This is a genomic window from uncultured Microbulbifer sp., assembly GCF_947489355.1.
Lineage (GTDB): Bacteria > Pseudomonadota > Gammaproteobacteria > Pseudomonadales > Cellvibrionaceae > Microbulbifer.
This window is the reverse complement of record NZ_CANLDD010000054.1, coordinates 1-26665: the sequence shown is the minus strand read 5'-3', so window position 1 is coordinate 26665 and position 26665 is coordinate 1. Positions and strand designations below refer to the sequence as shown.

The window sequence follows — 26665 nt, the reverse complement described above, 5'->3', positions numbered from 1 at the left end:
GTGCTATCAAAGCACAGTAGCTATGGCTTGTGCCTTCCTATGGCTACCCATGTGAAACGGGAACTGCCCCTAGGGAAAAAGGCTGTTGAGAACCCCCATTGTGTGGGGGGGGTGGCCTGCACATTGTGCCTATTGGCGAAAACCGGGGAATAGCTATTGTATAAAGCTATTAGAGTCAATATTTCTATTACCAGTTTGATAATCCGCAAGGGGACAAACCAGTGAGCGATGTAGTCACCATCGTAGGACAGGGGCTTTACCTGGCTCTGGCGGCGGTCATTGGGCTGGGCATCGCACGTATCCTGCGCATAGATAACACACTTGGCTGCCTAATCGCCGGTGTCCTGGCTGCCCTGTTGTTGCCGGTGATCGAGTACGACACCGGACTGCGGGCAACCAGTCTGCGCGAGCTGGTTTTCTTCGTTATTCTTCCTGTTCTGATTTTTGAATCGGCCTGGCAACTGGAACCAAAAATACTGAAGCGCTGGATAGGTCCGATTTTATTGTTTTCTACCCTGGGCCTGGTTGTCTGCGCCTTCCTTATCGCGGCAATCACTTATTATGGTATCGGTCACCCGCAAGGATTCCCCTGGGTCGCAGCCCTGTTGACGGGCGCGATTCTCGCCGCTACCGACCCTGTATCGATAGTGAATTTATTGCGGCGGGGACAGAGTGGGCAGGATGTGGTGACGCTCATTGAGGGGGAGAGCCTCTTTAATGACGCTGCAGCAGTGGTTTTTTACTCCCTGATGCTGGGGCTGGCAACTTACTCTCTGATGGAGGGTTCGGCGATGGGGACCGAGGCCCCGTCGTTGAGTGCCGGTTCGGTAGCACTGTATTTTTGTATGATTTTTTTTGGCGGTGTGGCCTGTGGGCTGGTATTTGGCCTGGTCACCACCCTGATCATCCTGTTCCTGCGCTCCCCCAGTGCAGCATTGATGACCCTGGTCATTGCCGCGTTCAGCAGCTTCTATCTGGCCGAAAGTGTGTTGAAGGTATCCGGTATTATTTCAGTGATGGTTTGTGCCATTGTGGCCCGTTCCTGTTTGCGCAGACAGAGCAAAACCTATCTGGCTGATGCCGAGCCGACCTGGGAGTGGCTGGGATTGCTGTTTACAGCCATCATCTTTGTCATTATGGGATTGGTGATTACCTTTGAGATGTTCACGCACCAGTGGCTGGCCATGCTGATCGCAACGGCGGCAGCCTTGGGTTCGCGGGCGCTTTCGGTGGTATTGATCGCGCCGCTCACCAGATTTGTCGGTCCGCCGATTCCAAAGTCTTGGCGACTGCTGATGAGTTGGGGTGGCTTGCGCAGTGTTATTGCCGTGGCACTGGTTCTGTCTTTACCGGTTGAGTTGCCTTACTGGTGGACAATCCAGTCCATGGTGTTTGGTGTGGTCCTTTTCTCTCTACTGGTGCAGGGTACTACCAGTGCACGCCTGATCAAAAAGTTGCAACTGTAAGGGTACCCCCTGGCGGGGGTATCACTCCAGCCCAGTTCACCCAGGCACTCCTTGGGCATTGCCGAACCGCCCGCTATCAGCCAGAGGTCATCCAGTGAGGCCCGGTGCTGACAGGCCGGCTTTGAACGGCTGGAACTTGTTGCCCTTCAGGGATTTTCCAACGGGCCACATGCTGGGGATTCGGCAAAGGCCGCTCTTTTCAGGCCGGTGCAGGTCGTTACAATACAGGGAATGCCCCGCAATGGCTTCGCTGTTTGATACCGGGCAGGTAGGTAGCGACTGTCCCGTGTCAGGATGCGGGCAAACCCGGAGAACTCAGTGAAATTGATCGACAGCCATTGTCATTTTGACTTTGACGCCTTTGCGCCGGACAGGAATCGGGTTTGGCAAAGGTGTATGACTGCCGGTGTCAGCCGGATGATTATCCCTGGGGTTTGCGAAGCTCAGTGGCAACCCCTGGCAGATCTGGTCAAAGACCAGCCGGGCTGGTATGCGGCAGCGGGTATTCATCCCTGGTGGGTAGGCAAGATACAGGATTTGACCGTATCGGCAGAGGGGCTGGATCACCTCGCTCATGCCCTCGCTTCGCATTTGCGCGAATACGCCTGTGTGGCGGTCGGCGAGTGTGGCCTGGATACCACCATAGAGACCCCCCTGGCCCTGCAAGAGGCCGTGTTCCGGTTACAGATAGAAGTGGCCTGTGCGTTGCAACTTCCCCTGGTGTTACATGTACACCGTACCCACAACGCAGTGTTGCGCTTGCTGAAACACTATTGCCCTCCTCGCGGTGGTGTTGTGCACGCATTCAGTGGCAGCGAGCAGATGGCCGAGGATTACTGGCAGTTGGGTTTTTACCTGGGGGTGGGTGGCACCATCACCTATCCACGCGCGACGAAGACGCGCCGCACGTTTTCCCGAGTGCCGCTGGAGAGCCTGCTGCTGGAATCCGATGCACCGGATATGCCCTTATCGGGCTGGCAGGGGCAGCGCAACAGCCCCGAATACCTGCCTTTAATCGCTGCAGAGCTGGCAAAGTTGCGCGGCGTTTCTGCAGATGAGATCGCCAATACAACCCGTCACAACACCGAGACAGTATTTTCCCTATGAGCTTTTCGGCAGAGGCATTCAAACGGCAGTTTCCACTTTTTGCCCAGGAGGAAAATGCGGAGCTGGTTTACCTGGATAACGCGGCGACCACACAGAAGCCTCTGTTGGTGATCAATGCCGTGCGCGATTATTATATTCACAGCAGCGCCAACACCCACAGGTCCAGCCACCGGCTCGCCCGCAAAGCCACCGAAATGGTGGAGCGGGTGCGCAGGCAGGCAGCAGAATTTGTCAATGCCGCCAGCCCCAATGAAATGGTCTTCTGCCGCGGTGCCACCGAAGCCCTGAATCTGCTTGCCCACTGCCTGTGCAGTAGTCTCGCTCCCGGCGATGAGATCGTAATTTCCACCGCCGAGCACCATGCCAACATCGTGCCCTGGCAGATGGCGGCCGAGCGATATCAATTGACACTGCGTTTTGTGCCCGATACGGCGGGTGTTCCCCGATTTGACCAGCTCAGCACCGTGCTGAATGAGCGCACCCGGGTGGTTTCCCTCACTGGAGGCGCCAACGCAATCGGGCTGCGCCCGGATTTGGCCCAGGTGCGCCGGCAAGTGCAACACACACGCAGTGTGTGGATTGTAGATGGCGCCCAACTGGCGGCGCATGAAGTGGTTGATGTACAAAAAATTGGCTGTGATTTCTTTGTGTGCTCTGCGCACAAGTTCTACGGGCCCACCGGTATCGGACTGCTGTATGGGCGCGAAGCATTGCTGGAAGCCATGCCCCCCTGGCTCGGCGGTGGAGAGATGATTTCAGAAGTCGGGTTACAAACCAGCCGCTACGCCGGGTTACCGCATAAATTCGAGGCCGGCACCTCCCCGCTGGCAGCGATCGCCGGCCTTGGAGCCGTGCTGGCGTTTCTTGCCCGGCAGGATCGCAGGGCTATGGCCGCGCACGAACAGAAGCTGGTGCACTGGTTGCATCGCGAACTGGAGGCATTGCCAAACTTTCAACTGGTGAGCCAGGCTCGCAACAACCTGGGTATTGCGGCCTTTGTGCCGGTACAGGGCAGTGCCGCTGATCTTATGCACTGGCTGGATGAACGGGACATTGCCGTACGGGTGGGACACCACTGTGCGCAACTGCTGGGCCGGGCCGGCAGCAATCCGGTCACGGTGCGTGCCTCGGTGGCCGCTTACAATACCGAGAGCGATATCCGGACTTTTTTACAGGCCCTGGAGGCGTATTGTGATTTCCAGCAGCCGCCTGCGGGGCAGTTACAGCGGGAAAGTGGCAGTGGTCCCCGAGACGACTTTACCCGGTTGTCACTGGCGGATTTGACTTCCCAGCGCAATTGGCAGGATCGCTACCGGGTGTTGTTACTTTGGGGCAAGGTTATTAGCCACAAACCGGAAATTCGCAGTCCGGGAAAACTCGTTCGCGGTTGCGAATCCCAGGCCTGGTTGGTGCACTGGCAGGAGGGTGGGCGCCATTTCTTTGAATTGGACAGTGACAGCCGCGTGGTTAAGGGTTTGGGGGCACTGCTGCTGTCACAGATTGATGGGCGCACTACCGGGGAGATCTGCGCACTTGATCTGCCCCGGCTGTTTGAAGAATTGGGGCTGGGTAAACACCTCAGCCAGTCCCGCAGCAATGGGTTTTACGCCTTGATGCGCCAGGCCCTGCAGCAGGTGGAGGTCAGCCGGGCGCAGACATGATGCCTTCAGGTGCCCTGGGCCAGGCTGCTCGCTGCCGGGCTGCGTTTTCCTGTGAGGGGCTTCAAGCCGAACAGTAAGCGCAGCAGTGGCACCCGGCGAATAAGCAGTTCGTGTATTAGCAGGCACCCTGCAACGGTAATCAATAAAACCAGCAGGGGCTCGAATACTGGCCCCAGGGGCAGGCTACCTAACGTAAATACGGTAGTCACCGTGATGGTCTGGTGCAGAATGTAGCAGGGATAAACAGCCTCGTTGGCATAGGGCAGCCAGCGAAAGGGCTTGTTTAGGTAGCGATAGGCACAGGCCAGTACCGCCAGTAACCAGAACCAGCGATTGGCGTAAACGATGACCAAGTGGATAAACGATTGCCCGTAGAAGGCGTCTTCCGGCAAGACCTTGTCGAAGAACAGGAACAAGCTGTAACTGAGCGCTGCTGCAACCACCAATGGAATACACCAGTGCGACAGCAACTGCCAGGGTGCCCGGTTACTGACGAGCAGATAACCGCAGAGGAAGAAGGTGAAAAACTGGGCGTGGGTATACCAGTCGCCGATCACTGCGTAATTAATGCCGCCAAAACGCGGGAAGAGAAAAAGACCGTACAAAGTAAGCGGCAACAAGGGCAGGAGCAGGAGTTGCCAGACACGGATTTCAGAGATCCAAGCTGTCAATTGCTGTTGCCGCGCCCGCAGCCATAGGGCAACGGGTATGACGGCCACCGTGTAGCAGAGCAGGTAGGGCAGATACCACAGGTGGTTCCAGGTAATGCCGACATGGCTGCCGGTAAAACTGTCCGCGGGCCAGGGCTGAAATGTGAAATAGCGCCAGAGGAAGTTGAGGTAACCCGGCTCAATCACGCCGTTGGCCAGCGCCTCGTAATAGGCCTGGGGTGGAACCACAATCAGCATGCCAAACAACAGGGGAATCAACAGCTGATGCAGCCTGTGGAACAGAAAGCCCCTCCCGCCCAATTTGTACAACAGGAAATAAGTTGCCGCACCCGAGATCAGAAAAAGCAGGGGCATGCGCCATTGGTTTAGCGCCAGCATTACAAGCTGCAGTGTCTCGCTCTGGTGACTGCTTTTTACATGCCAGCCCCATTCGGCCACATAAGCCATTCCCAGGTGGTACAGAATCAACAGGCCAAAGGCCAGCACGCGCAGGATGTCGATATCGTGGCGGCGTTGTGTAGTCATAGACATGGTTTCCTTCATTTTGCTTTGCCGCTATGCTCACCTTCGCAACACCCTGCCCGCCACCGCGAAGGGGCAATCGGCACCGCCTCAGGTACCAGTGGTGGTGTTCGGGGATGAATGGCGGAAGGGGTATTGGCGCAATCGAATTGGGGTAGGAAAGTGATGGCGGCACAGGGGTACATGGCACACAGGCGGCAGATTGAAGTGGGGCTCTGGACACTGTTTTTTTCTGTGCAGTGGCTGGCGCAGTTTGCTGTGGCCTCCCTGGAAAACCGCGATGGAGACCGGGGTTTCCAATCCTGGGAATTCCTGGTGTGGGAAGGCAGCAGCATTTTGATGTTGGCCCTATTGTTGCCGCTGCTTCTGGCCTGGGATCGCCACTTTCCCCTGCAGAAGGGCGTGGTTGGGCGTAACCTCGCCATACATCTGCTACTCACCTTACCCTGGTCGTTGCTGCATGTTGTCGGCATGGTGGCTATGCGCACTGCGATTTACCACCTGGAGGGAGGCTCCTATAATTTTGGTCACTGGCCGGCGGAGCTGTTTTATGAATACCTGAAAGACTTCCGTACCTATTGCCTCCTGCTCGGCATTATCTATCTGTACCGTTTTCTGTTGGTGCAATTACAGAGAAAGACGCACTTGCCGGGGCGCCCGGAGGTAGGGGAACCGGCGGCGCCGGTCAAGCGCCCTGAGCGGTTTCTGGTAAAAAAACTGGGCAAGGAGTTTTTGGTCAATGTACAGGATATTGAATGGGTTGAGGCCGCCGGGAACTATGTGAATCTGCACCTGAGTGGCAGGGTCTATCCCCTGCGGGATACCATGGCGAAGCTGCTGGATCGCCTGGACCCCGATAGTTTTGTACGTGTGCACCGTTCCTATATTGTTCGGCTGAATTTTATCGCGGAGATTGAACCCCTTGAAAGTGGAGATGCGCGCATTCACCTGGAAAACGGGCAGCAAATACCCGTGAGTCGGCGCTACCGCGACCAGCTTAGAGCCCAGGTGGCTCCGGCTTAACACTTCGCACCAAGTGGCAGGGTCCAGGTCTGACAGTTTCAGGCCCCTGAGGCTACCGACTGCCGGACAGTTTGTTTCCGCGAAGAGCTTCTGGCCGAACAGTAAGCGCAGCAGCGACACCCGGCGAATAGGCAGTTCGTGATTTATCTGACATTTTCCAATAGTCCCTGAAAAGGGAACGCTCGCCGCGCAAGAGCCAGCAACCGGGAAGCGGCTGGAAAGTTATGGTTGTGCGGGCTGAAATGGAATAACCTGGATCTGTGATTGGGCAGACAGCATCCAGCTTGAACCCCAGGGGGAAGGAGTGACATTGTCAACTCATTGTATGCCTTAATTTTTACCGAAATTGGTGCCCGGGAATAGTAGACCACTACAAACAATGTTTGGCTACTTATGCGCTAATTAGTAAATACAGGAGAGCCAGAGATTCCTGGTGCAATCTCTTTGCAGTTTTTTAACCATATGATACCAATGCCAGTGATATTCAACTGCATTGAGTGTTGTATCTGCCAGGCAGGTTGATAAGTGAAGCGCATCTGCAATTATGGGTTTTGCCAACATCGTTTTGAGTTGACTTTTTCATTTTCAATAAAACGATGGGTTCCAAATATTTCTGTCCAAGTCTTGTTTGCACAGGGAATGCTATTCTTTGGGTCAGAACTTAAATTGCTGAGAGTATTGGACAATACGCTTATTTAACCGAACATCACCTATAACTTGATTTTCCACTTCATCCGTGACCGAGTTCTACATAATGCTCCAGTTAACTATGTGATTCTTATTGAGATGAGTATGTAACTCATTGATTTATAATATAAAACTGAAAAATTTGTGTATAAAGCTTAGCTCAGGGATTTGGGGCACTCTTCCAGATTCGTTATGGTTTCCTGAAGGTCTTAAAGAGAAAAGCTTCACGATATAGTCTCAAAAATGAAAAATACGTCTATTCTTTCTATGGGTCAGGCGCCTTTTCATTCACTGCTCTGGCTTGCGTTTCCGCTGTTACAGGGCTGGGTCGGTGGGCGCTTTACAGCCCGTCGGGGGCGTTCGCAGCGATGGGTGTGTCGAGATCCAACAGTTTTCAGGAAGCGCGCAGATTGTATGTGACCTGCCGTCAATTCACGGGGTAACCTCCCGGAAATTTTGGAGAAATGATTGTGAAAAGCAAGCAGTACATCCTTCCCTTGTTAATCGCCAGTCTTACTGCTTCTGCAGCTGTCTTCGCGGAAACCCATTCCAAGAAGCCGGCAAAGGAGTGGACCTGTGCGGACTTTTTGGCAATTGATGACCAGTTTAAGCCCAAGGCCGTCTACTGGGCTGCGGCTTTCTCAAAGCGCGGCCAGGAAGAGGGTGATATTTTGGACATCGATGGTACAGAAAAGGTGACTCCGATGATTATCACCGCCTGTACGAAGGCGCCTAATGAGTCTTTCTGGACCAAGTTCAAGGAAGAATGGCACAAGATGGGACAGCATCACGATAAGGGGAAATCCGACAAAATGATGAAAATGCAAAATGGCAATACTAGTGGATCTAACGGCAACAACACGATGCAGTAGCGGTTTCTCTGCCCTCTGTTGGGCCCGGCAAAAGCCGGGCTTTGCTCAGCCAGTTCAAGGGACTGATATGATGCCAATCCAAGGTATAAAGGTCCTGCAGAGTTTTTCATCTGTTGGGTTGGTATTGCTCTTTACATCGTGAGTCTGTCACTGGTTTTTCAGTTGGCTAGAGTCGTTGGGCCAGGTGGATAGCTCCGCTGCGACTACTTTGCTCACTTGCACAGAGCCAATATTTGTTGTTTTGCCTTCGGTTTAAGAGTGCGGGCAGTCAGTGCTTGTGCTGGCATTGGTTGCAGAACTTTCAACCTTACCGGTGAAGTGTTGACTGAATTTTAAATAGTTAAATGAGGGTAGATTATGAATGAGATTGTTAGAAATTGCGCCAAATACAGAGCACTGCTGGCAGATAGTCAGCATGTTTTGGAGTGATGGGGTGTTTAGGGGAGCTTCCACGCGAGATTTATACGTCTGGCCATGATATCGCTCTTTTGGGCTTGTCGGCGGTATCCGAGAGGTTGGTTAGTAGGTTATAGATGGCGCCCCCGGGTGGACTCGAACCACCAGTCCGGACTTAGGAGGTCCGTGGTTTATCCTGTTAACCGACGGGGGCAGATGTCTCCACAGGCCAGAACAGTCAAGCATTGACGAGGGAACCATCCTATTCTATCTAGTATGAGGGCAAGTGTCATGCCATCATGGATTAATAAATGGTCTCTTTTCTTTGCCCTATTGATGCCAGGATAATTACTTGTCACTCTCGGTAACAGATCGGTTAACAGGTTACCACACTTCCCGCGATTTCCGAATCGACGATTTCTCGAAATCTTTTCACAATTCCTGTGGGTACTTTCGTTAGATTCATATTACCAATGGGCTATTATGCGGACATTTTTGCACTTTCATTGAGGTGTACAGCTTGACGCAAACTTATCATTGTTTTCCTGTAATTTTTTGCTTGACCCTATTTGTTTTAGGTGGCTAACCTGCGAGTTGGTTCTGGTTGTAAAAAGATATTTTTTGCTTTCTCGAGTCAAGATTGTGGGGTTTCGTATGAGTGGTCATGTTAACGAAAAGTACATGGATTTTGATGCTGTGGATATTCCAGAAATTGCCACTGAGATATTAAAGCGGGCCACTTGCCATCCGCCGCGCGATGCACGCCGGATGGTGGAGGATAAACTTGAGGAGATGCGTCTGAGGCGCGAACTAATGGAGTATGACTTCGAAAATTAAAGATCTACGTATAAACCTGGAAAGTAAAAAGTTTGTTGGGGTTGCGCACTGCAAAAACTTGCTGTCGCGGCTGCCGCGAACTTTTGAGATACAGGTGGCGTCAAAGGACATGCTGCCCCTTCATGGGAAAGCATAGATAGTTCTCAAGTGTCGTGTTTGTCTGTAGGGTTGCTAGTCACTCTAAAAATGTTAGTGGATATGCAGATTGCTAATGGTTTTTCCTCTCAGATTTTAATGAGATTTCTGGCATTGTTTAAGCCCGCTTTAACTATCCACTTTATTTTTCTTTTGATACTTTGATCTGCCAATAAATTTCTGTGCATAGAAGGTCTGTATTCTGATGGTTCGGGACGCAGGCAGGCTACTTTCGGCTTTCTGTTAGGGTATTTTGTGTATAAAAAAGCAAGATAGAATTCTCGTGTTTGCCTCTATTTTAGTATTGAAGCGGTCGAGAATTTGAGACCGCTTCGCCAGGGTGTATTTACATTGGTGTGGCGGCGTCTTTCCCATTCGGACCCTGCTTGCCACTAAACCACCCCAGTATTCGCTTCAATATATGAGACAGTCTTCCTCGCTTGGCTTTGCGCTCCTTGTCGGCGGCACTAACCAGCCACGCGACCTGGATTACCAGGCGCTGGCCCTCAAACGGAAGGTGGCCGTGGAAAGAGTTGTCTGCACGTTTAAAAGCAGCCAGGGTACCGTATGAAGGTCTTACTTCCGGAGCGACGGTATCCTCAAAGTCATCAATACACCTGAGGAAGCGCAGGCAGCCATTGCCATCGAGTGTCCACTCGGGGTTGAGGTAGAGCAGGGCGGTGGCAATTTTCGACTTGCCATCGGTATGTATTCTGCCGTGGCGCTTTTTCAGTGTGCGACTGATGGAGACATAGGTCGGGTATTGGGAGAGTTCTTCAATACCCAGGTTTCTTCCAATAGTGTTGGCAAACTCCGGATCGGTGAATTGCTCGATCAGAGTATTAATGGCGGCTCCACACTGTTCTTTCTCGTGGGGGAGGTAGCCGGCACCTTTGAGATGGGGGAAGGCCTCCAGAAATGCGGGCATCTTCTCCTTGTTCAGGGTATTCCTGGCAATAAAAAACGGGAAAGGCTGAAGGTTGATTTGGGTATCTTCGCCGGTTAAGGCATCGGCATTGAGCCAGCGGCTGGCGTTCGCAGCGAGACTAGTCATTATTGTGCATCCTTACAGGCTGGTCCGGTATTCGCACCGGGTTACATCGAAGAACATTGTTGAGGTCGACCAAAGGGTTTTGCCTCTATACAGAGTATGTGGCGCGGGGTTTGTACCGCCTCATGATCCTGGCAAAATATCAGAGGCTGGGGCCAGAGCCAATACCGGCGAACAAAAATCCTTGTCTTCTACCCAGTATTTCTGGATTGGTCCGATTCCATGTGGGTGCGGCTGTGTCGAATACCATGCAATTGGCGCAAGTGCCGGTATAATGCCGTTCATATTTTCGAAAGAGCAGTTTTATTCCAGCAATGCCTGTGACTCCCAAGTTCCCAGTGGTCTTACAAGTACGCGATCTGGCCTGTGATAGGGATGGCCGGCGCTTGTTTGAGGGTCTGGATTTCTCGCTGTGTACGGGCACTGCGATTCAGATCAAAGGTAGCAATGGCGCGGGCAAAACGACGCTGCTGCGCACCCTGATAGGCACTGCCAGTGATTTCCGTGGTGAGATACTGTGGTGCGGCAGTCCCTTTCCAGGCGCGCTTCCTGTTTTGCGTGAATCCCTGCTGTATATCGGGCACCAGGGTGGGGTGCGTGACAGCCTGACACCTTTGGAAAACCTGATCTGGTATGGGGCAACCCGAGAGTCAGCACTTTGGGCCCTGGATTGTGTGGATCTGAGCGGGTTTGAAGGCAGTTTGTGCCACGGCCTGTCCGCGGGAGAGAATCGCCGGGTAGCCCTGGCGCGTCTTTTCTTGCCCCAGGCTCCGAGCTTGTGGATTCTGGATGAGCCTTTCACTGCACTTGATGCAGTCGGGGTGGCGACACTGGAACAGCAGATGGCCGCCCATTTGCATTCCGGTGGCTCCATCCTGCTCACTTCCCACCAGCCTCTATCCCTCGGGAGGCTCGCTTCTGTCGATTTATCTGACTTTATGGTCGATGAACCTTTGGTGGCAATGGAGGCAGAGCATGTCTTCAGTTGATATCCATCCACTGGTGAGTGGCGCGCGCGCTGTACCCGACTTTGCCACATTTTTACGAATTGAAATGTTGCTGGCACTGCGCCGGCGGGCAGATATTGCCAACCCCCTGCTGTTTTTTGTCTCGGTGCTTGCCCTTCTGCCCCTCGGGCTCGGGCCCGAGCCCGAGTTGCTGGCGAACGTAGCCCCCGGCATGATCTGGGTAATGGCCCTGCTCGCTACCCTGCTGTCCCAGGAGAGTCTGTTGCGCAGTGACTTCGAGAATGGAACCCTAGAGCAACTAACCCTGCTGCCGCAACCCCTGTACTTTGCCGTACTGGCGAAATCCCTGGTGCACTGGATAGCTACGGGCCTACCGTTGGCATTGTTGTCGCCGTTGCTGGCAGTAATGTTGAACCTGCCTGGGGAGGGGTATCTATGCCTGTTTGTCTCGCTGTTGATGGGCACCGCCAGCCTGAGTCTAATCGGCGCAATAGGCGCGGCGTTGACGGTGGCTGTGCGACGCCCTGGCTTGCTACTGGCGCTTATTGTTATGCCGCTCTATGTGCCCGTGCTAATCTTCGGCACCGGCGCGGTGCAGGCGGCTATCGATGGCTATGCCTACAGTGCGCAGCTGGCGATACTGGCCGCTCTGCTGGCTGCGGCAGCAGCACTGGCTCCTTTGGCCACTGCGGTCGCAGTACGTATCAGCCTGGATAATTGATTCGGAGGTCTTTTTGGCTTGGCAATGGTTTCACCGCTTGGGTTCACCGCGCTGGTTTTATCAAAAGACGGGTGCCTGGCTGCCCTGGCTGGCGCTCGCCAGTGCAGTGTTACTGATTGTTGGCAGTATCTGGGGTCTCGGTTTTGCGCCGGAGGATGCCAAACAGGGTAATAGCTATCGTATTATCTTTGTCCATGTGCCGGCGGCCTTTCTTGCCCTGGCCGGTTACTATCTTATGGCAGTTAGTGGTGCCATTGGATTGATCTGGAAGATGAAGCTCGCTTTTGCAGTGATGCGGGCGGCAGCACCCATTGGTGCTGTGCTGACGTTTATCGCACTCTTTACCGGTGCTATTTGGGGTAAGCCCACCTGGGGCGCTTATTGGGTGTGGGATGCCCGAATCACCTCCATGCTTATTTTGTTGTTTCTGTATATCGGGGTGATGGCCTTGTCCCAGGCCGTGAACCGGGAACAGGTTGCCGACAGGGCCTGTGCGCTGTTGGCCTTGGTGGGTACGGTCAATATTCCGATTATCTACAAGTCGGTTGACTGGTGGTTTACCCTGCATCAACCCGCCACGCTCCGCTTGACGGAAGCCAGCAGTATCGACCCGAGCATGTTCTATCCGCTGCTGACTGTAATTATCGGCTTCTATTGCATGTACGCCTGGACCTTGCTTACGCACACCCGCACCTTGCTATTACGCCGGGAGATTCGTACCAAGTGGGTACAACAGGTACTGACTGAGGGGAAGTAACATGCAGTTTCAATTTTCCAGCTTTGCCGACTTCCTGATGATGGATGGCCACGGCATTTATGTGTGGATTTCCTATGCGGTGACTTTTGCAGCGCTCACCGCCCTGGCCCTGTACCCCTGGATTACACGTCGCCGGATCCAGCGCGAACTGCAGCGCCAGCAGCGTATAGTGCAGCGCCGACGCAAGGTCACTAAAGAGCGGATGGCTGTAGTAGAGTCGGCATAGGTCGGCAGAGATTGGTCTGGTTATTGAGTCGGCGCCGGCTGTTGCCGGGCGGATAAGATGAACACTAATGGAGTATTCCCATGACAATGCACCCTGTACGCCGGCAGCGCCTGATTCTGGTCCTTGTTCTGGTTACCCTGTCCAGCGCCGCAGTGGGCTTTGTGACTTTTGCGATGCGCGAGAATATGGATTACTTCTATGCGCCCAGTGCCTTTGCTGCAGGGGAGGTGCCCGTCGAGAAGCGCATCCGCGCAGGGGGCTGTGTGGTGCCGGGCAGTCTCCAACGCGCGGACAAGAACCTGGAGGTACAATTTGTGATTACCGATGGCGAAGCGGAATTAACCGTGGCTTTTGACAAGATCCTGCCGGATCTGTTTGCCGAGGGCGAGGCCGCGGTCATCACCGGACGGCTGATGCCAAACGGTATCCTGCGCGCCGATCAGGTACTGGCCAAGCACGATGAAACCTATACGCCGCCGGAAGTGGCGGAGAGCATGGTTTCCCATAAAAGTTGTGCCGGTGGAGCAAAAATATGATCCCCGAGTTGGGCCATGTTGCACTGATTGCCGGTTTGCTGCTTTCCTTTGCCCTGGCAACCCTACCGATTGCCGGCAGTTACACGGCGCGCCCCTTGTGGATGGCGGCGGGGCGGCCCCTGGCTTTTGGGGTGTTTGCATTTGTTCTGATCGCCTTTGCCTGCCTGACAATTGCCTTTGTGCAGAGTGATTTCACGGTTGACTATGTTGCGCAGAACTCCAACCGTATTCTTCCCGTTTACTACAAGATCACTGCTGTCTGGGGTGGCCACGAGGGCTCCATACTCTTGTGGCTGCTGATGCAGGCCGGCTGGGCTGCCGCGGTGGCCATGTTCGGCCGCCAACTGCCGCCGGAGCTGTCGGCGCGGGTGCTGTCAGTATTGGGCATGGTGTTGATTGGCTTCTTCCTGTTTATCCTGCTGACCTCGAACCCCTTTGATCGTACTTTGCCTTTCCCGCCGGTAGAGGGCTCCGACCTGAACCCCCTGTTGCAGGACCCGGGTATGATTTTCCACCCGCCCCTGCTGTATATGGGCTATGTGGGCTTCTCGGTTGTATTTGCTTTTGCCATTGCAGCGCTGCTGGGTGGGCATTTGGATGCGGTGTGGGCGCGCTGGGCCAGGCCCTGGACGGGTGTGGCCTGGGCTTTTCTCACCCTTGGCATCGCGCTGGGCAGTTGGTGGGCCTATTACGAACTGGGTTGGGGCGGCTGGTGGTTCTGGGACCCGGTGGAAAATGCTTCGCTGATGCCTTGGCTGGTGGGTACTGCACTGATGCATTCACTGGCGGTGACGGAAAAGCGCGGCCTGTTCAAAAGCTGGACCATTTTACTGGCGATATTCACCTTCAGCCTGAGCCTGTTGGGTACCTTCCTGGTGCGTTCCGGAGTGATTACTTCGGTACACGCGTTTGCTACAGACCCACAGCGTGGCAGCTTTATCCTGGCCTTCCTGGCGGTAGTTATCGGCTCGTCCCTGTTGTTATTTGCTCTGCGTGCACCCACTGTCAGTGCCCGCAGTGTTTTCTCTTTCCGTTCCCTGGAGACTTTCCTGCTCGGCAACAATATTTTACTGATACTGATTATGGCCATGGTATTGACCGGTACTCTGTACCCGCTGCTGGCGGATGCTTTGAATTGGGGCAAAATCAGCGTGGGCGCGCCCTTCTTCAATCTGTTCTTTGTACCCCTGATGGTGGTGCTGTGCCTGTTGCTGGGCATGGGCATCCACGCCAACTGGAAAAGCAGCCGCTGGGATAAACTCCTCGGTGCCTGGCGTCTGCCCTTCCTGACGGCGCTAGCGGTAGCCCTGCTCTGGCCGCTGGCTTTTGATCATTATCATTGGGGGGCGGTGCTGGGCATTTTTATCGGTATCTGGGTAATGGCCGCAAGTGTCACGGATATTGCGGTCAAGACCCGCAATGCTAAGTCGTTTATCGTGGGCCTCAAGCGCCAGCGCGCCAGTTATTACGGCATGCACCTCGCCCATATCGGCTTGGCGGTAACGGTGCTTGGCGTGGTATTAAGCACAGTGTACAGCGTGGAAAAGGATCTGCGTATGGGGGCAGGGGACAGTTATCAGGTAGCCGGCTACGATTTCAAATTCGACGGTGTGCGCTTGGTACAAGGCCCCAACTACCATGCCTTTGAGGGGATCCTGCAACTGAGCCGAGATGGTGAGCTCTTAGGCGAGTTACTCCCACAAAAACGCAATTACTTCTCCGGTGGCAATCCCATGACGGAAGCGGCTATTGATACTGGCTTGTTGCGCGATATTCATGTAGCCCTGGGAGAACCCATGGAGCGCACTAATCCCAGTGGGGATTGGGCAGTGCGCCTGCAGTACAAGGCGTATGTGGTGTGGATCTGGCTCGGGGCCTTGTTGATGGCGATCGGTGGGGGCATTGCGGTGGCAGACAAACGGTATCGCAAAGCCACAGCCGCACGCTCTGTGGAATCTGCGCAAGTTCCCGGCACCCTGGCTGCCGTATAAGTTTCTGGATGGATGGAATGTCGAGATTAAAACTCTTTTTGCCCCTGTTTATTTTTATTGCGCTGGCGCTATTGTTCTGGCGCGGCTTGTTCCTGGAGCCGCAGGAAATGCCCTCGGCGCTATTAAACAAGCCGGTGCCCGCATTCTCCCTGCCCAAGGTAGCAGATAACCATCAGATTGTGCGTAAAGAGGATCTGCCCAGGGAGCCACATCTGCTCAATGTATGGGCCACCTGGTGCATAGCCTGCCGGGTCGAGCACCCCTATCTCAACGCTTTGGCGGAGCGGGGCGTCCCTATTGTGGGTGTTAACCTGAAAGATGACGAAAAGGCTGCTCTGGCATGGCTGGAAAAGTTCCACAATCCCTACCGCTTCAGCCTGGCCGATCGAGAGGGACGTCTATCGCTTGATCTCGGTGTGTTCGGCGCACCGGAAACCTTTCTGGTTGATGCGGGAGGCACGATACGCTGCAAACATGTGGGAATTGTGGACGACAAAGTGTGGCAGACGAAACTGCAGCCCCTCTATGAAAAGCTGACCACCCAGCGTTGGGAAGAATTTGCCGATGATCTTTCAGACTCCCTCTTATCCCGTTGTCAGTGAAACCGAAGAGAAGAGAAGTCGCTTTGTCTGTTGGTTGGGTCCTGTCAAAGATAAAATGCGTTTTCAACAGCAGCTCGATCAGGTCCGCACTCAATATCCCCATGCCAACCACCACTGTACAGCCCTGCTAATTGGCAATCCCGCAGACCCGGAAGTATTGCAAACGGGTGATGATGGTGAGCCGGTTGGCAGTGCCGGTCGCCCTATGCTGGAATTATTGCTCAAGAGGGGGGTTGGCAATGTCGGGGTCATCGTTACCCGCTACTTTGGCGGTACCAAGCTGGGCGTCGGTGGGTTAATGCGCGCCTATCGGGATTCCGTAGATTCGGCATTACAGCGTGTGAAACTTAAGCGTTTTGTGCCACTACAGCGGCTATCCGTTCGCTGTGAGTTTGCTCAGGAATCCCGCCTGCGTTTTTTGGTCACTCGTCACCCGGCCCGTGTTACGCAACATCATCAAGTGCATTCGCGGTGGATACCCAGCCGCAAAACCCGTTTTCGATGCACTGGAACAGGCAGGAGAAATCGCCCGTGATGGCCAGAGTTTTGTCCTAATACAACGTTAAAAGGAAAGGAGAGTCAGCATGAAAAAAATCGCATCCAACCCGGTCACCAGAAACACAAAAGCACTATAGCGGAGCGCTCAGATGACAGAAAGATAGCTGTGCAAACAGAAGATCGGTTGATTCCCATTAAGGAAGTATGCAAGATGGTCTCTATATCGCAGGCCACAATTTACCGAATGCGTCAGCGTAAGACATTTCCCGAACCAATATTAACCTCTGGCCAAATCGTCCGGTGGCGACTGAGTGATATTCATTATTACATCCAGCATGGAAGAGCCTCGCCTGAAGCACATACAGAGCGTTAGGAAATTGGTTAAGAAGACAAATTTTCTTGTCAGAATCATAGGCAGGAACTCTAACCGTATTCTAACCAATTCAGTGGATTTTATTGGTTTCGGCAGGGGAGGCTTGAGAGAATCTGAGAATTTAGATTTTCTCAGCAATAAATTAAAAAGCAGTTAAAAATCAGTGAGTTGAGGTTAATTGAGAGGGGTTAAAAGCCGTAGTGCCTGGTAGACCCGAGCGGACTTGAACCGCTGACCTCTGCCATGTCAAGGCAGCGCTCTAACCAACTGAGCTACGGGTCTCTACTGCACCTAGGGTAACCGAGTGCTGCGAAGAGCGCGAACTCTACCACCGCTTTTCATTGTTTTCAATAAGTTACTGGGCTTTCGAACAGATTAACTTTGACAGTCAGCTACACCAAAGCTCAGGCTAGAAGGATAGCCAAACAACGCGACCCAACAGCTACTCCATTTCCTTTATTTGGGTTATTTTGTCGCGGAGCTTGGCTGCAGCCTCAAACTCCAGATTCTTGGCGTGCTCGTACATCTGCTCTTCCAGCTCGCTGATCCGCGCCCAGCGCTGCTTATCGGACATCGGCTCCACAAGGATATCAGCTCCCTTCCCTTCAGTTACCTTGTGCCGCCCCTTGGCTGGCAACCCAGGTGACACTGCCCCCTCAAGGATATCCGCGACAGTCTTGTGAATCCCTTTCGGAGTGATACCGTGTTCCGTGTTAAAGGCAAGCTGTTTTTCCCGGCGTCGTCGCGTCTCTTCAAGTGCGCGCTCCATGGATCCTGTCATTTTATCTGCGTACAAAATGGCCCGTCCCTTCAGATTGCGCGCGGCCCGCCCGATAGTCTGGATCAGAGAACGATCAGAGCGTAGAAAACCCTCTTTATCCGCATCGAAAATGGCCACCAGCGCCACTTCCGGCATATCCAAGCCTTCCCGCAACAGGTTGATGCCTACCAGTACATCGAACTCCCCGAGACGCAGATCCCGGATAATCTCCACACGCTCGACAGTATCGATATCTGAATGAAGATAGCGTACGCGCACCCCGCTTTCAGCGAGGTATTCTGTCAAATCCTCAGCCATGCGCTTGGTCAACACCGTGATCAACATTCGCTGGTCCGCATCCACACAGCGGTGGATTTCCGACAGCGCATCATCCACCTGAGTCAGGGCCGAACGAACCTCAACTTCGGGGTCAACCAGTCCCGTAGGTCTTACCAACTGCTCGACTACCTGTTGTGCATGCTCTGCTTCATAGGGGCCTGGTGTCGCCGATACGAACACTGCCTGTGGGGCTAGACGTTCCCACTCCTCGAATTTGAGAGGGCGGTTGTCCAGAGCCGAAGGAAGGCGAAACCCATATTCCACCAGGGTTTCTTTTCGCGACCTATCACCCTTGTACATCCCACCAATCTGGGGAACTGTGACGTGGCTCTCATCAATAAACAGCAAGGCATCATGGGGCAGATAGTCAAACAAAGTGGGAGGCGGCTGGCCCACAGCACGCCCGGACAGATAACGGGAATAGTTCTCCACACCATTGCAGTAACCCAGTTCTTGCATCATCTCCAGATCATACCGGGTACGCTGTTCCAGGCGCTGTGCCTCCAGTAATTTGCCGTTTTCCCTCAACTGCTCAAGCCGCAAGCGTAGCTCTTCCTTAATGTGCTCTATAGCGCCAACAATGGTTTCCCGCGGGGTTACATAGTGGGATTTAGGGAAGATGGTGACCCGCGGGACTTTTTTGAGCTGTTCCCCCGTCAGCGGGTCAAAAAGAGTGATATCCTCAATCTCCCTATCAAACAGAGACAGCCGTATAGCCTCCAGGTCTGAGTCTGCCGGGTAGATATCGATGATATCCCCCCGTACCCGGAAGGTGGCACGGCGGAAATCCGCATCGTTGCGTGTATATTGCAGTTCAGCGAGTCGCCGCAGAATCGTGCGCTGATCTACCAGGTCCCCACGGTCCAGGTGCAGCACCATCTTTAGGTATTTGTCCGGGTCACCGAGCCCATAAATCGCAGATACTGTAGTGACTACCACTACATCACGCCGCTCAATTAGTGCTTTTGTTGCCGAGAGGCGCATCTGCTCGATATGCTCATTAACCGATGCATCCTTTTCGATAAAGGTATCTGAAGAAGGGACATAGGCTTCCGGTTGATAGTAATCATAATAAGACACGAAGTACTCTACGGCATTCTTGGGAAAAAATTCCTTGAACTCCCCATACAGCTGTGCCGCTAGCGTCTTATTGTGCACCATGACAATTGCCGGGCGTTGCAAGCGCTCAATGATATTGGCCGTAGTAAAGGTCTTGCCTGACCCGGTAACACCGAGCAGGGTTTGGTGACTTAGCCCATCCTTGAGCCCCTCAACCAACTGTGCAATAGCAACTGGCTGATCGCCGGCCGGGCTATAACCAGACTCTACCTTGAATGGACGCGATTCCATATATAAACCTAACCTTTGGACCTATATCAGAAGATGCGATTGTAGGGCTTCCCCAAGGGCCTCACAAATCTGAACGGCCGAAACACCTCTTCGGAGCCCTCCTATTGGACCCATATCGCCCAACAGGAAGACCAAATACATAATTCCTTGTCAAATCAAGTAGTTAAACTACAAAAAAGGGGTTGACCTGTACGGGAGCACCCTATAGTATACGCGCCAACTGAACGGCACAGCCGCTAAACAAGTCCGCCTTAGCTCAGTTGGTAGAGCAAATGACTGTTAATCATTGGGTCGCTGGTTCGAGCCCAGCAGGCGGAGCCAAAAAAGTGAAGAGATCCCGCTAGTTATGAAAGCTAAGCGGGTTTTTTTCGTTCTGAATACCGAAGATGTGTAAAATTTTGTGTAAAACTCAGACGTCCTTTTTATCTTTCTTTATCTATATTTAGGTCATTCCCTTAAGGCTGTTTTAACACAGCTAAGAACTGTGCCGACTCCTCTTTAGTTAGGGCCAACCCATACTTCTCAACAATTACCATAAACCGCTAAACATAATTTGAATATTTTTCATTATCTAGCATAATCCCGCCCACATCTCGATGTAACTGGACTCGCATCTAAAAATCATTATCACAACGCAAAGACATGCACTCCAAAATGAAAACTGTAACTGCTTTTGTTTTTATATTAAGCCTGTCACTGCTTGCCGCTTGTAGCGGCGGCGGCTCCGGCAACTCCAACAATACTACTGATATTGAAGCCCCTCCTGTAAATCAAGCTCCTAGCCAACCTCAGAGCTTCAGCTTGAGTTTCGAGGCTATTAAGTTGTTCCGATTTAAATGGGACGCTGTCGAAGGAGCCAGCCACTACCGTCTGCAGGAAAATCCAGACGGCGTTTCGGGCTTTAGCCAAGTAGGGGAAGACATCCCTTTAGGTACCGAGACTTTCGCCTTGGAAGTACCTCTCTATCCTCGCACCAATGCACAGTATCTATTGCAGGCTTGCAATAAGGTGGGGTGCTCTGATTCTAAAATCGTTTCAGTCAGTGACTCTTTGGTTGAAAGCATCGGATATTTCAAAGCTAGCAATACCGATCAAGATGATCGGTTTGGCTTTTCTGTCAGCCTCAGCGAAGATGGTAACACTCTGGCGGTAGGGTCATATGGTGAGAGCAGTAATGCAACAGGCATTGATGGCGACCAGGCCAGCAATGATTTAGCTGAATCTGGTGCAGTGTATGTATTTGTCCGCACCGGAACTGCCTGGGCCCAGCAAGCCTACGTTAAGGCCAGCAATACTAATGAAGCTGACAGCTTCGGTTATTCAGTCAGTCTCAGCAAAGATGGTAGCAATCTGGCGGTGGGGGCTCCTTCTGAGGACAGCAATGCAACGGGCATTGATGGCGACCAAGACAACAATGATGCAGTTAATTCTGGCGCTGCGTATGTATTTGTCCGCACCGGTACCACTTGGACTCAGCAGACCTACGTCAAGGCCAGTAATACTGATGGGGACGATAGATTCGGTATGACGGTCAACCTGAGCGGAGACGGCAACACCCTGGCGGTGGGAGCAGCTTACGAGAACAGCGATGCGACTGGTATTGATGGCGATCAAGCCAACAACGATTTATTTGATTCCGGCGCTGTGTATGTGTTTTCCCGCACCGGAGCCACTTGGGCCCAGCAAGCCTATCTTAAGGCCAGCAATACTGATGAGCTTGGCCGCTTCGGTAGATCAGTCAGCCTCAGCGATGACGGTAATACCTTGGCAGTAGGCGCGTATGGCGATAATAGTGACGCAGTAGGTATTGATGGCGACCAGAGCAACTACAGTGCATTTTTTTCCGGCGCCGTGTATGTGTTTTCTCGCACTGGTGCTTCATGGGCTCAGCAGACTTACATCAAAGCCAGCAACACTGACGAGAATGACCTCTTCGGTAGATGGGTCAGCCTAAGCGGTGATGGCAACACTCTGGCAGTGGGGGCCCCTCGCGAGGGCAGCAATGCAATAGGCATTGATGGCGACCAGGCCAACAATGATTTAGCTGAATCTGGTGCAGTGTATGTATTTGTCCGCACCGGAACTGCCTGGGCCCAGCAAGCCTACGTTAAGGCCAGCAATACTAATGAAGCTGACATCTTCGGTTGGTCAGTCAGCCTTAGCGGAGACGGTAATGCCCTGGCAGTGGGGGCGCCTGATGAGAGCAGCAATGCAAAGGGCATTGATGGTGACCGGTCCAATAACGCCGCAATTGGCTCGGGCGCAGTGTACGTATTTGTCCGCACAGGTACCACTTGGGCCCAACAGAGCTACGTCAAGGCCAGCAATACTGATGGGCATGATAGTTTCGGTGGAACGATCAGCCTTAGCAGAGACGGCAATACCCTGGCTATAGGGGCTCAATTCGAGAATAGCAATGCGACAGGTATTAATGGTGACCAAACCAATAACGATGCACTAGGTTCCGGCGCTGTATTTATTTATTAGCAACATTTTTCCGCCTCTTAAACGGGGAGGATATCAAAATGTGATCTGTGCGGCCGCTTCCGGCCCGCTGATCACATTTAACTGAGTTACCTGGATGGCGGGGGGCTTGAGTTGGAACTGGTCAGTACGGTGCTCTCGCCGTTGACTGTTAGCACTCCACTTCACTCCCCAATCACCACCCGCAGGTTCACCGTACGTTGTGTACACTCCATGCGCCAGGCACCTTTGTTGACCTCTTCATTCTCCGTGCCCTCAGCCACGGCGGAGGCCTGCAGGGTTTCCACCTTGCCCGGAGTTTGCCAGGGCGTGCCGGCAGCATTGTTGCGCAGCTGGTTGTCCGTGGTGACGAAGGCACCTACAATCTTGTAGGCAAACTGATCTGGGCTGCCGTCCTGATCCAGATCAATGGGGTTGCGCACCTGCGAGATGCGCACAATATCACCGGTATAGATGCTGCTGGTCAGTTCATAAAAGTGCTCGTTTTCTCCAGCATTGCTGATACCGCTGGCTTGTATGTATTCAACCATGTTGTTTCCTTATATTAGGGCTTGTGCCTTTGGTTATGGGTAATCACCCGATGCTGGGAATCCATACCGGCGGCATAGCTGATATTGCCCACACCGATCTTGTACACAGTGTGCAGGCCCGCGCATTCGACCCGCTTGACGGTTTCCCAGGTGAGGGGTTCCTCTTTATGCAGCACACCCAGTGTCACACCCTGACAGTGCTGGGCTTCGTACACGGTACCGTATGGATCAGTGACGGGGGTTTCACGGCTGCAAATCACCTGGGCACCGCTAACCATGGTGAGTAGTACACAAGGCACTTCCTGCTGGGGTTTTACTGCCTGAATCGCGCCCAGATGGGTATCGCTGTCACCAATATCCCAGCAGTCGATCAGATCTCCCGCTTTGCAGTGATCCGCTTGCAGCTTTTCTGTCAACCAGGTGCCGGCAGCCACGCACCAGGGATCGTCCGGCACGGTGCCGCCACCGCCATTGGCAGGGGTTCTAATAGTGCCTATGGTGCGGCGCCAAGTATCGGCGGTCTGCTGGGAATAGATGGTGGTGGCTTTATAGGTGACCGCTCCACCTTTGACGCCTGGATCATCACAATAGACATAGTATTTTCGGCTGAACGACAAGCCGCTGATACTGCCGGCGTTGTAGCTGCGAGTGCCAAAACCAAACTGCACCGAGTGTGCGGCAATGGAAATCCTGGCGGTACTGCCGGCATCGGCGGCGGAGAGTGCGGAGCTGGTGGGCAGGCTGGCGATGCCGGACTGGATTAGGGGGAGGTTGCGCTGATCCTGTACTTCCACCACGTCGATCTTGACGTAGTCGATCAGCATCGATCCCACTTTGTTGGAATAGTTGGCGTAAAAAAGCGGGGTGATAAAACGCACATTGGCCTGCATCTTGGCCGGGTTGCCAATATGGTTACCGCCGCGAGCGGTACTGTACACGGCATTACCGCTGGCATTGCCCTTCACATAGGCCACCAGCCTTTGCCAACTTTGCCCCACAAGATTCTGGTTGGCGGCGAGTACATAGTGTTGGCTGGCCAGCTGCTTTTTCACCGCCCGGCGCTTTCTCCAGTGCATCCGCACCAACTGGTTGTTGGATGGCGTGGCATGGGGCAGGGCAGTACGCCAATTTACGTCTGGCTCGCACTAGAAATCGCCTACTTGTGCAAATGTCGTACAGTCGAGGTAACATTCGAGGATAGAGGGAATGACAGACGTCGGTACCTCACACAAGCACAGGAACTGGAGGAAGGACTGCGCATCGTCAGAGCAAAAGGCAGCCGCACTAACATCGTCAAATGGAGCCCCCGCTTGCGTCGGGCAATAGATATTGCCAAACAATTCCGATCAGAGCGATACAAATCCTTGAATATCCCTACGCCCATTGCCCCAGAGGACTGCCCCTTAATCGTCAATGATAGCGGCAGACCCCTCACTGCCTCCGCCCTTAGAAGCGCATTCGGGCGGATTCGGAAGCGGGCGGTCGAGAAAGGTATACTTTCCGAATCAGAGAGTTTTACCTTGCACTGGATGAAACACACAGGGGTTACAAACAGCCCCAGCAGCAGGATCGAAAAAGCGGAAGAGGCAGGCCACAAATCTGTACAACAAAACGCCGACTATGATCATGCTGAAGCGATTGTTCGAGCGATAGAATAGCTGGTTATATATCCAGATTTGGTGGCAAAATTTCGTGTAAAATTCCAAAAAAAAAGCAAGGTGGAATGCGGGCTCCAAGGGAGGTCGGTGTAAAATGAATTGCTCTGTAGACCGCGCTATTACTACATAATAACTTTACCTGTTAATCATTGGGTCGCTGGTTCGAGCCCAGCAGGAGTAGCCAAAAAATCCTTGAAAATCAATGAGTTGCAAGTCTTAGAAAGGCGAGATCAAGAAATTGATATCGCCTTTTTTCGTTCAAGTGTCAACAAAGTGTCAACGCAAATTGATCTGCGCTGGTTCTGAGCCTAAGTCTTCTTTCTATAAATATAAGTAAGAAAGGTCAGTGTTGATGGCTGGAGAGCCGGTTTCGTAATGCCCGCAGGATGCTGAAAAGTCCGAGCTGCATTTCCGAGGTCAGCTTCATGTGCTCTCCCGGCGTTAGGAGTACGGAAAGGAAATCAAGCTGATGGACAGCCTCATCCAGACTTTCCATTAACGACAAGTGCTCGGGGTCATGTCCGAGGCGGTGCTCGTCTTCGTGCAGGAAGCGGATTGTTTCACCGGTACCTGGGGCCCCAAGACACCTTCTACGTTGGAACATTCAAAGGCGTTGGATGTGTATACCTGCAGACCTACTCCGACACCTACGCAAAAGTGGTGTATTGCAAGCTGCATACAACAAAGACGCCAATCACTGTAGCAGATCTCCTGAACGACCGTGTGTTGCTATTCTGCGCTTCGCATGAGTTATCAGTGCTGCCTATCCTCATTGATCGCGGCACTGAGTACTGTGGCAAGCTGGAGCAGCATTTCTATCATGCTGTATCTGAGCGTAAATGAGATTGAGCATACGAAGACGAAAGCCTGACACCACAAACGAATGGTATCTGTGAGCGATTTCATAAGAGCATTCTGCAGGAGTTTTATCAGCCGTCACCACGACGCAATATTTATAGTTCACCGGAGGATCTAGAGATGGAACTGGACGAATGGCTCAATTATTGCATTAAGGAACCCGCCAGGGCCGGAAGTGCTGTGGCCGTACGCCTGTACAAACGCTTGAAGATGGCAAAAAGATCTGGATGCAAAAACTCGTAAGCTGAACTTGACCTGACAGAGCACCGTTAGAAAAACCGGCAACTGTCAGATCAAGTCTGAACTACTAAAGCTTATCCTGATCGAAGTGTATCAACAGTCCGGCAGCTCGTATACAACCTGCGGACCAGCTTGAATATCAGTTTCAGCAGACATAATATATCTCCTATTTTTTTACGTTTTTAAATGCTATGACCAAACGTTATTCATTGTATTGGAATAGCTGCTTACATGTACCAGATATATACCTAAACTTCCAGTAAATTTAATACTTTGTACAATGGTGTCCGGCTAGCATTCCCCAGGGCAAACTGTACAAGTAAGAGCAGCCATTGCATGCTCTTTGTACGAATAAAGCGCATACGCATCTTTTCAGAAGTGCTGCTCAGTGGATCTTTTTCCACATAGCCTATTGTGATGCCATCTGTGCTCATCAAAGGCATGGTCCCACTCTCTGCCAAGTAATCCAATTGTTTTTTGGTAAGCAATATCTTGTTACTGGTATCTAGGCAGTCATCTATGGCTGGTTTTCTCATGCAAATGAAAAAATGGGATTAAACACCAGGCTGTAAACAGCGGCAATCAACGGTTAGTGGCTCCTCTAAATGATGAGCTACACGCCACGCTGCCAGCCAAAGAAAGCAGATACAAAAATCCATCACCGCGCGGAAAACCCCCTGGTTGCTAGCTTTCGGGTGATTTGGCCTATGAAAAATCTCTTCATAATGCTTCAAAGCTCTTCATTTTTGTGAAATCCCGAAAATCGCTACAGCCCACGGCTGGCGGGGGTTTGCGGTGTTTTCCAATTTCACTGGCTAAGGAAAAGCGCAAAACCGGCAGGCGTGGGAAGGAGTGACCGACAGCTCTTTTTGCTGGGCAAATAACAATCATCTGGCCCTGGAAGGAAGTAACAGCAGTCATTTTTAAAGGTTTTTTTGTTGAAGATACTTAATTAGTGCGATTGTACCGTATTAAGCAAGTGATGAAGAGAAATGAAAATGTTGCGTACCACTGTAAAACTGCCCAAGCACTATGGTTGCCTGTGGTTCGCTCTCTTAATGTAGTGGCATAGTAAATTTGGCCATCTGACTTTGGGTGATAACATCACTCACAACGAAGATCAGGTGAATAAATGACCAGCACAAAAAGAAAATTTAGCCCAGAGTTCAAACTGGAGGCGGCTCAGCTAGTTGTTGACCAGGGGTACACGGTAAAGGCCGCGTGCGAAGCCATGGGCGTCAGTAAATCTACCATAGAGTCATTGGCGGCCGTGGTTTCGAGGCTGTGGATAAGTCCGAGCACGTCGTCGGTACCAATGTGCGCTTTCATTCCGAAGTGCCAGGTGT

24 protein-coding genes, 3 tRNA genes and 2 pseudogenes are annotated in these 26665 nt (G+C 52.7%); 20 read left to right on the top strand and 9 right to left on the bottom strand.

Annotation, left to right across the window (positions count from 1 at the left end; all coding sequences use genetic code 11):
• Positions 1-221: 221 nt before the first annotated feature.
• The 3 genes from Q1A48_RS17245 to Q1A48_RS17235 all read left to right on the top strand — a co-directional run bounded on the left by Q1A48_RS17245 (position 222) and on the right by Q1A48_RS17235 (position 4234).
• Positions 222-1466 carry a sodium:proton antiporter gene (locus tag Q1A48_RS17245; protein ID WP_299947412.1) on the top strand — a complete coding sequence of 415 codons (1245 nt, stop codon included), beginning with the start codon at positions 222-224 and terminating at the stop codon, positions 1464-1466.
• A gap of 318 nt (positions 1467-1784) precedes the next feature.
• A complete protein-coding gene (locus Q1A48_RS17240; RefSeq protein ID WP_299947410.1) occupies positions 1785-2573 on the top strand; it encodes a TatD family hydrolase in 789 nt (262 codons plus the stop codon).
• Positions 2570-4234 carry an aminotransferase class V-fold PLP-dependent enzyme gene (locus Q1A48_RS17235; protein WP_299947408.1) on the top strand — a complete coding sequence of 555 codons (1665 nt, stop codon included), beginning with the start codon at positions 2570-2572 and terminating at the stop codon, positions 4232-4234. Before Q1A48_RS17240 ends, Q1A48_RS17235 begins: the two co-directional genes overlap by 4 nt.
• Positions 4235-4239: 5 nt before the next feature.
• Here the strand turns inward: Q1A48_RS17235 and Q1A48_RS17230 are convergent, their stop codons facing one another.
• Positions 4240-5430: an acyltransferase family protein gene (locus Q1A48_RS17230; protein ID WP_299947407.1), complete on the bottom strand. Its 1191-nt coding sequence runs from the start codon at positions 5428-5430 to the stop codon at positions 4240-4242.
• A 132-nt stretch (positions 5431-5562) separates the two neighbouring features.
• On the opposite strand from Q1A48_RS17230, the gene Q1A48_RS17225 reads away from it, so the two are divergent.
• Complete coding sequence (locus Q1A48_RS17225; protein WP_299947405.1) at positions 5563-6450, top strand: LytTR family DNA-binding domain-containing protein; 888 nt, start codon at positions 5563-5565, stop codon at positions 6448-6450.
• Between the two features lie 542 nt (positions 6451-6992).
• On the opposite strand, the gene Q1A48_RS21925 is transcribed toward Q1A48_RS17225, so the two are convergent.
• Complete coding sequence (locus Q1A48_RS21925; protein ID WP_366523434.1) at positions 6993-7136, bottom strand: transposase DNA-binding-containing protein; 144 nt, start codon at positions 7134-7136, stop codon at positions 6993-6995.
• 471 nt (positions 7137-7607) lie between these two features.
• Here Q1A48_RS21925 and hdeA point away from each other — a divergent pair, with 471 nt between their 5' ends.
• A complete protein-coding gene (gene hdeA, locus Q1A48_RS17220; RefSeq protein ID WP_299947403.1) occupies positions 7608-8009 on the top strand; it encodes an acid-activated periplasmic chaperone HdeA in 402 nt (133 codons plus the stop codon).
• 534 nt (positions 8010-8543) lie between these two features.
• Here the strand turns inward: hdeA and Q1A48_RS17215 are convergent.
• A tRNA-Arg gene (locus Q1A48_RS17215) sits at positions 8544-8619 on the bottom strand.
• 440 nt (positions 8620-9059) lie between these two features.
• Between Q1A48_RS17215 and Q1A48_RS17210 the strand changes: the two genes are divergently transcribed.
• Positions 9060-9242, top strand: coding sequence for a PA3496 family putative envelope integrity protein (locus Q1A48_RS17210; RefSeq protein WP_299947400.1), 183 nt, complete (start codon positions 9060-9062; stop codon positions 9240-9242).
• 481 nt (positions 9243-9723) lie between these two features.
• Here the strand turns inward: Q1A48_RS17210 and Q1A48_RS17205 are convergent, their stop codons facing one another.
• Positions 9724-10431: a 2OG-Fe(II) oxygenase gene (locus tag Q1A48_RS17205; protein WP_299947398.1), complete on the bottom strand. Its 708-nt coding sequence runs from the start codon at positions 10429-10431 to the stop codon at positions 9724-9726.
• A 317-nt stretch (positions 10432-10748) separates the two neighbouring features.
• Between Q1A48_RS17205 and ccmA the strand changes: the two genes are divergently transcribed.
• From ccmA to Q1A48_RS21920, 9 genes are all read left to right on the top strand, one after another.
• Positions 10749-11417: a cytochrome c biogenesis heme-transporting ATPase CcmA gene (gene ccmA, locus Q1A48_RS17200; protein WP_299947397.1), complete on the top strand. Its 669-nt coding sequence runs from the start codon at positions 10749-10751 to the stop codon at positions 11415-11417.
• Positions 11404-12117 carry a heme exporter protein CcmB gene (gene ccmB / locus Q1A48_RS17195; protein WP_299947394.1) on the top strand — a complete coding sequence of 238 codons (714 nt, stop codon included), beginning with the start codon at positions 11404-11406 and terminating at the stop codon, positions 12115-12117. The genes ccmA and ccmB overlap by 14 nt, the downstream gene beginning before the upstream one ends.
• Before the next feature lie 13 nt (positions 12118-12130).
• On the top strand, positions 12131-12874 hold the full coding sequence (gene ccmC / locus Q1A48_RS17190) for a heme ABC transporter permease CcmC (RefSeq protein WP_299947392.1): 744 nt from the start codon (positions 12131-12133) through the stop codon (positions 12872-12874).
• Position 12875: 1 nt separating this feature from the next.
• Positions 12876-13100 carry a heme exporter protein CcmD gene (gene ccmD / locus Q1A48_RS17185; protein WP_299947390.1) on the top strand — a complete coding sequence of 75 codons (225 nt, stop codon included), beginning with the start codon at positions 12876-12878 and terminating at the stop codon, positions 13098-13100.
• Between the two features lie 86 nt (positions 13101-13186).
• Positions 13187-13636 carry a cytochrome c maturation protein CcmE gene (locus Q1A48_RS17180; protein WP_299947414.1) on the top strand — a complete coding sequence of 150 codons (450 nt, stop codon included), beginning with the start codon at positions 13187-13189 and terminating at the stop codon, positions 13634-13636.
• Positions 13633-15627 carry a heme lyase CcmF/NrfE family subunit gene (locus Q1A48_RS17175; RefSeq protein WP_299947388.1) on the top strand — a complete coding sequence of 665 codons (1995 nt, stop codon included), beginning with the start codon at positions 13633-13635 and terminating at the stop codon, positions 15625-15627. The genes Q1A48_RS17180 and Q1A48_RS17175 overlap by 4 nt, the downstream gene beginning before the upstream one ends.
• Positions 15628-15644: 17 nt before the next feature.
• Positions 15645-16229, top strand: coding sequence for a DsbE family thiol:disulfide interchange protein (locus Q1A48_RS17170; RefSeq protein WP_299947386.1), 585 nt, complete (start codon positions 15645-15647; stop codon positions 16227-16229).
• Positions 16192-16764: a YigZ family protein gene (locus tag Q1A48_RS17165; protein WP_299947384.1), complete on the top strand. Its 573-nt coding sequence runs from the start codon at positions 16192-16194 to the stop codon at positions 16762-16764. The genes Q1A48_RS17170 and Q1A48_RS17165 overlap by 38 nt, the downstream gene beginning before the upstream one ends.
• 129 nt (positions 16765-16893) lie before the next feature.
• A complete protein-coding gene (locus Q1A48_RS21920; RefSeq protein WP_366523433.1) occupies positions 16894-17100 on the top strand; it encodes an AlpA family phage regulatory protein in 207 nt (68 codons plus the stop codon).
• 205 nt (positions 17101-17305) lie between these two features.
• Here Q1A48_RS21920 and Q1A48_RS17160 read toward each other — a convergent pair.
• A tRNA-Val gene (locus Q1A48_RS17160) sits at positions 17306-17382 on the bottom strand.
• Between the two features lie 160 nt (positions 17383-17542).
• Positions 17543-19549 carry an excinuclease ABC subunit UvrB gene (gene uvrB, locus Q1A48_RS17155; RefSeq protein WP_299947383.1) on the bottom strand — a complete coding sequence of 669 codons (2007 nt, stop codon included), beginning with the start codon at positions 19547-19549 and terminating at the stop codon, positions 17543-17545.
• 245 nt (positions 19550-19794) lie between these two features.
• On the opposite strand from uvrB, the gene Q1A48_RS17150 reads away from it, so the two are divergent.
• Positions 19795-19870, top strand: a tRNA-Asn gene (locus Q1A48_RS17150).
• Between the two features lie 333 nt (positions 19871-20203).
• Positions 20204-22036, top strand: coding sequence for an FG-GAP repeat protein (locus Q1A48_RS17145; RefSeq protein ID WP_299947380.1), 1833 nt, complete (start codon positions 20204-20206; stop codon positions 22034-22036).
• A 161-nt stretch (positions 22037-22197) separates the two neighbouring features.
• On the opposite strand, the gene Q1A48_RS17140 is transcribed toward Q1A48_RS17145, so the two are convergent.
• Together Q1A48_RS17140 and Q1A48_RS17135 are read right to left on the bottom strand one after the other, a co-directional pair.
• Positions 22198-22563, bottom strand: coding sequence for a hypothetical protein (locus tag Q1A48_RS17140; RefSeq protein WP_299947377.1), 366 nt, complete (start codon positions 22561-22563; stop codon positions 22198-22200).
• Between the two features lie 14 nt (positions 22564-22577).
• The gene (locus Q1A48_RS17135; RefSeq protein ID WP_299947374.1) at positions 22578-23639 is read right to left on the bottom strand and encodes a hypothetical protein; all 1062 of its coding nucleotides are present in this window, start codon (positions 23637-23639) and stop codon (positions 22578-22580) included.
• A 30-nt stretch (positions 23640-23669) separates the two neighbouring features.
• On the opposite strand from Q1A48_RS17135, the gene Q1A48_RS17130 reads away from it, so the two are divergent.
• The gene (locus tag Q1A48_RS17130) at positions 23670-24221 is read left to right on the top strand and encodes a hypothetical protein (RefSeq protein WP_299947373.1); all 552 of its coding nucleotides are present in this window, start codon (positions 23670-23672) and stop codon (positions 24219-24221) included.
• 567 nt (positions 24222-24788) lie between these two features.
• Positions 24789-25327, top strand: a pseudogene (locus Q1A48_RS17125) (IS481 family transposase); the annotation flags it as partial.
• Positions 25328-25567: 240 nt separating this feature from the next.
• On the opposite strand, the gene Q1A48_RS17120 reads toward Q1A48_RS17125, so the two are convergent.
• Positions 25568-25762, bottom strand: coding sequence for a hypothetical protein (locus tag Q1A48_RS17120; RefSeq protein ID WP_299947371.1), 195 nt, complete (start codon positions 25760-25762; stop codon positions 25568-25570).
• A 689-nt stretch (positions 25763-26451) separates the two neighbouring features.
• Between Q1A48_RS17120 and Q1A48_RS17115 the strand changes: the two are divergent.
• A pseudogene (locus Q1A48_RS17115) lies at positions 26452-26574 on the top strand (transposase); the annotation flags it as partial.
• Positions 26575-26665: the final 91 nt, after the last annotated feature.

Coding starts and splice junctions, on each gene's coding strand:
- Q1A48_RS17230 (WP_299947407.1), bottom strand. CDS start 5,430: ATGACTACACAACGCCGCCACGATATCGACATCCTGCGCGTGCTGGCC.
- ccmD (WP_299947390.1), top strand. CDS start 12,876: ATGCAGTTTCAATTTTCCAGCTTTGCCGACTTCCTGATGATGGATGGC.
- Q1A48_RS17130 (WP_299947373.1), top strand. CDS start 23,670: ATGGGGCAGGGCAGTACGCCAATTTACGTCTGGCTCGCACTAGAAATC.
- Q1A48_RS17180 (WP_299947414.1), top strand. CDS start 13,187: ATGCACCCTGTACGCCGGCAGCGCCTGATTCTGGTCCTTGTTCTGGTT.
- Q1A48_RS17140 (WP_299947377.1), bottom strand. CDS start 22,563: ATGGTTGAATACATACAAGCCAGCGGTATCAGCAATGCTGGAGAAAAC.
- Q1A48_RS17235 (WP_299947408.1), top strand. CDS start 2,570: ATGAGCTTTTCGGCAGAGGCATTCAAACGGCAGTTTCCACTTTTTGCC.
- Q1A48_RS17205 (WP_299947398.1), bottom strand. CDS start 10,431: ATGACTAGTCTCGCTGCGAACGCCAGCCGCTGGCTCAATGCCGATGCC.
- Q1A48_RS17165 (WP_299947384.1), top strand. CDS start 16,192: ATGATCTTTCAGACTCCCTCTTATCCCGTTGTCAGTGAAACCGAAGAG.
- Q1A48_RS17120 (WP_299947371.1), bottom strand. CDS start 25,762: ATGCCTTTGATGAGCACAGATGGCATCACAATAGGCTATGTGGAAAAA.
- Q1A48_RS17135 (WP_299947374.1), bottom strand. CDS start 23,639: ATGCACTGGAGAAAGCGCCGGGCGGTGAAAAAGCAGCTGGCCAGCCAA.
- Q1A48_RS17145 (WP_299947380.1), top strand. CDS start 20,204: ATGAAAACTGTAACTGCTTTTGTTTTTATATTAAGCCTGTCACTGCTT.
- Q1A48_RS17175 (WP_299947388.1), top strand. CDS start 13,633: ATGATCCCCGAGTTGGGCCATGTTGCACTGATTGCCGGTTTGCTGCTT.
- uvrB (WP_299947383.1), bottom strand. CDS start 19,549: ATGGAATCGCGTCCATTCAAGGTAGAGTCTGGTTATAGCCCGGCCGGC.
- Q1A48_RS17210 (WP_299947400.1), top strand. CDS start 9,060: ATGAGTGGTCATGTTAACGAAAAGTACATGGATTTTGATGCTGTGGAT.
- ccmB (WP_299947394.1), top strand. CDS start 11,404: ATGTCTTCAGTTGATATCCATCCACTGGTGAGTGGCGCGCGCGCTGTA.
- Q1A48_RS17170 (WP_299947386.1), top strand. CDS start 15,645: ATGTCGAGATTAAAACTCTTTTTGCCCCTGTTTATTTTTATTGCGCTG.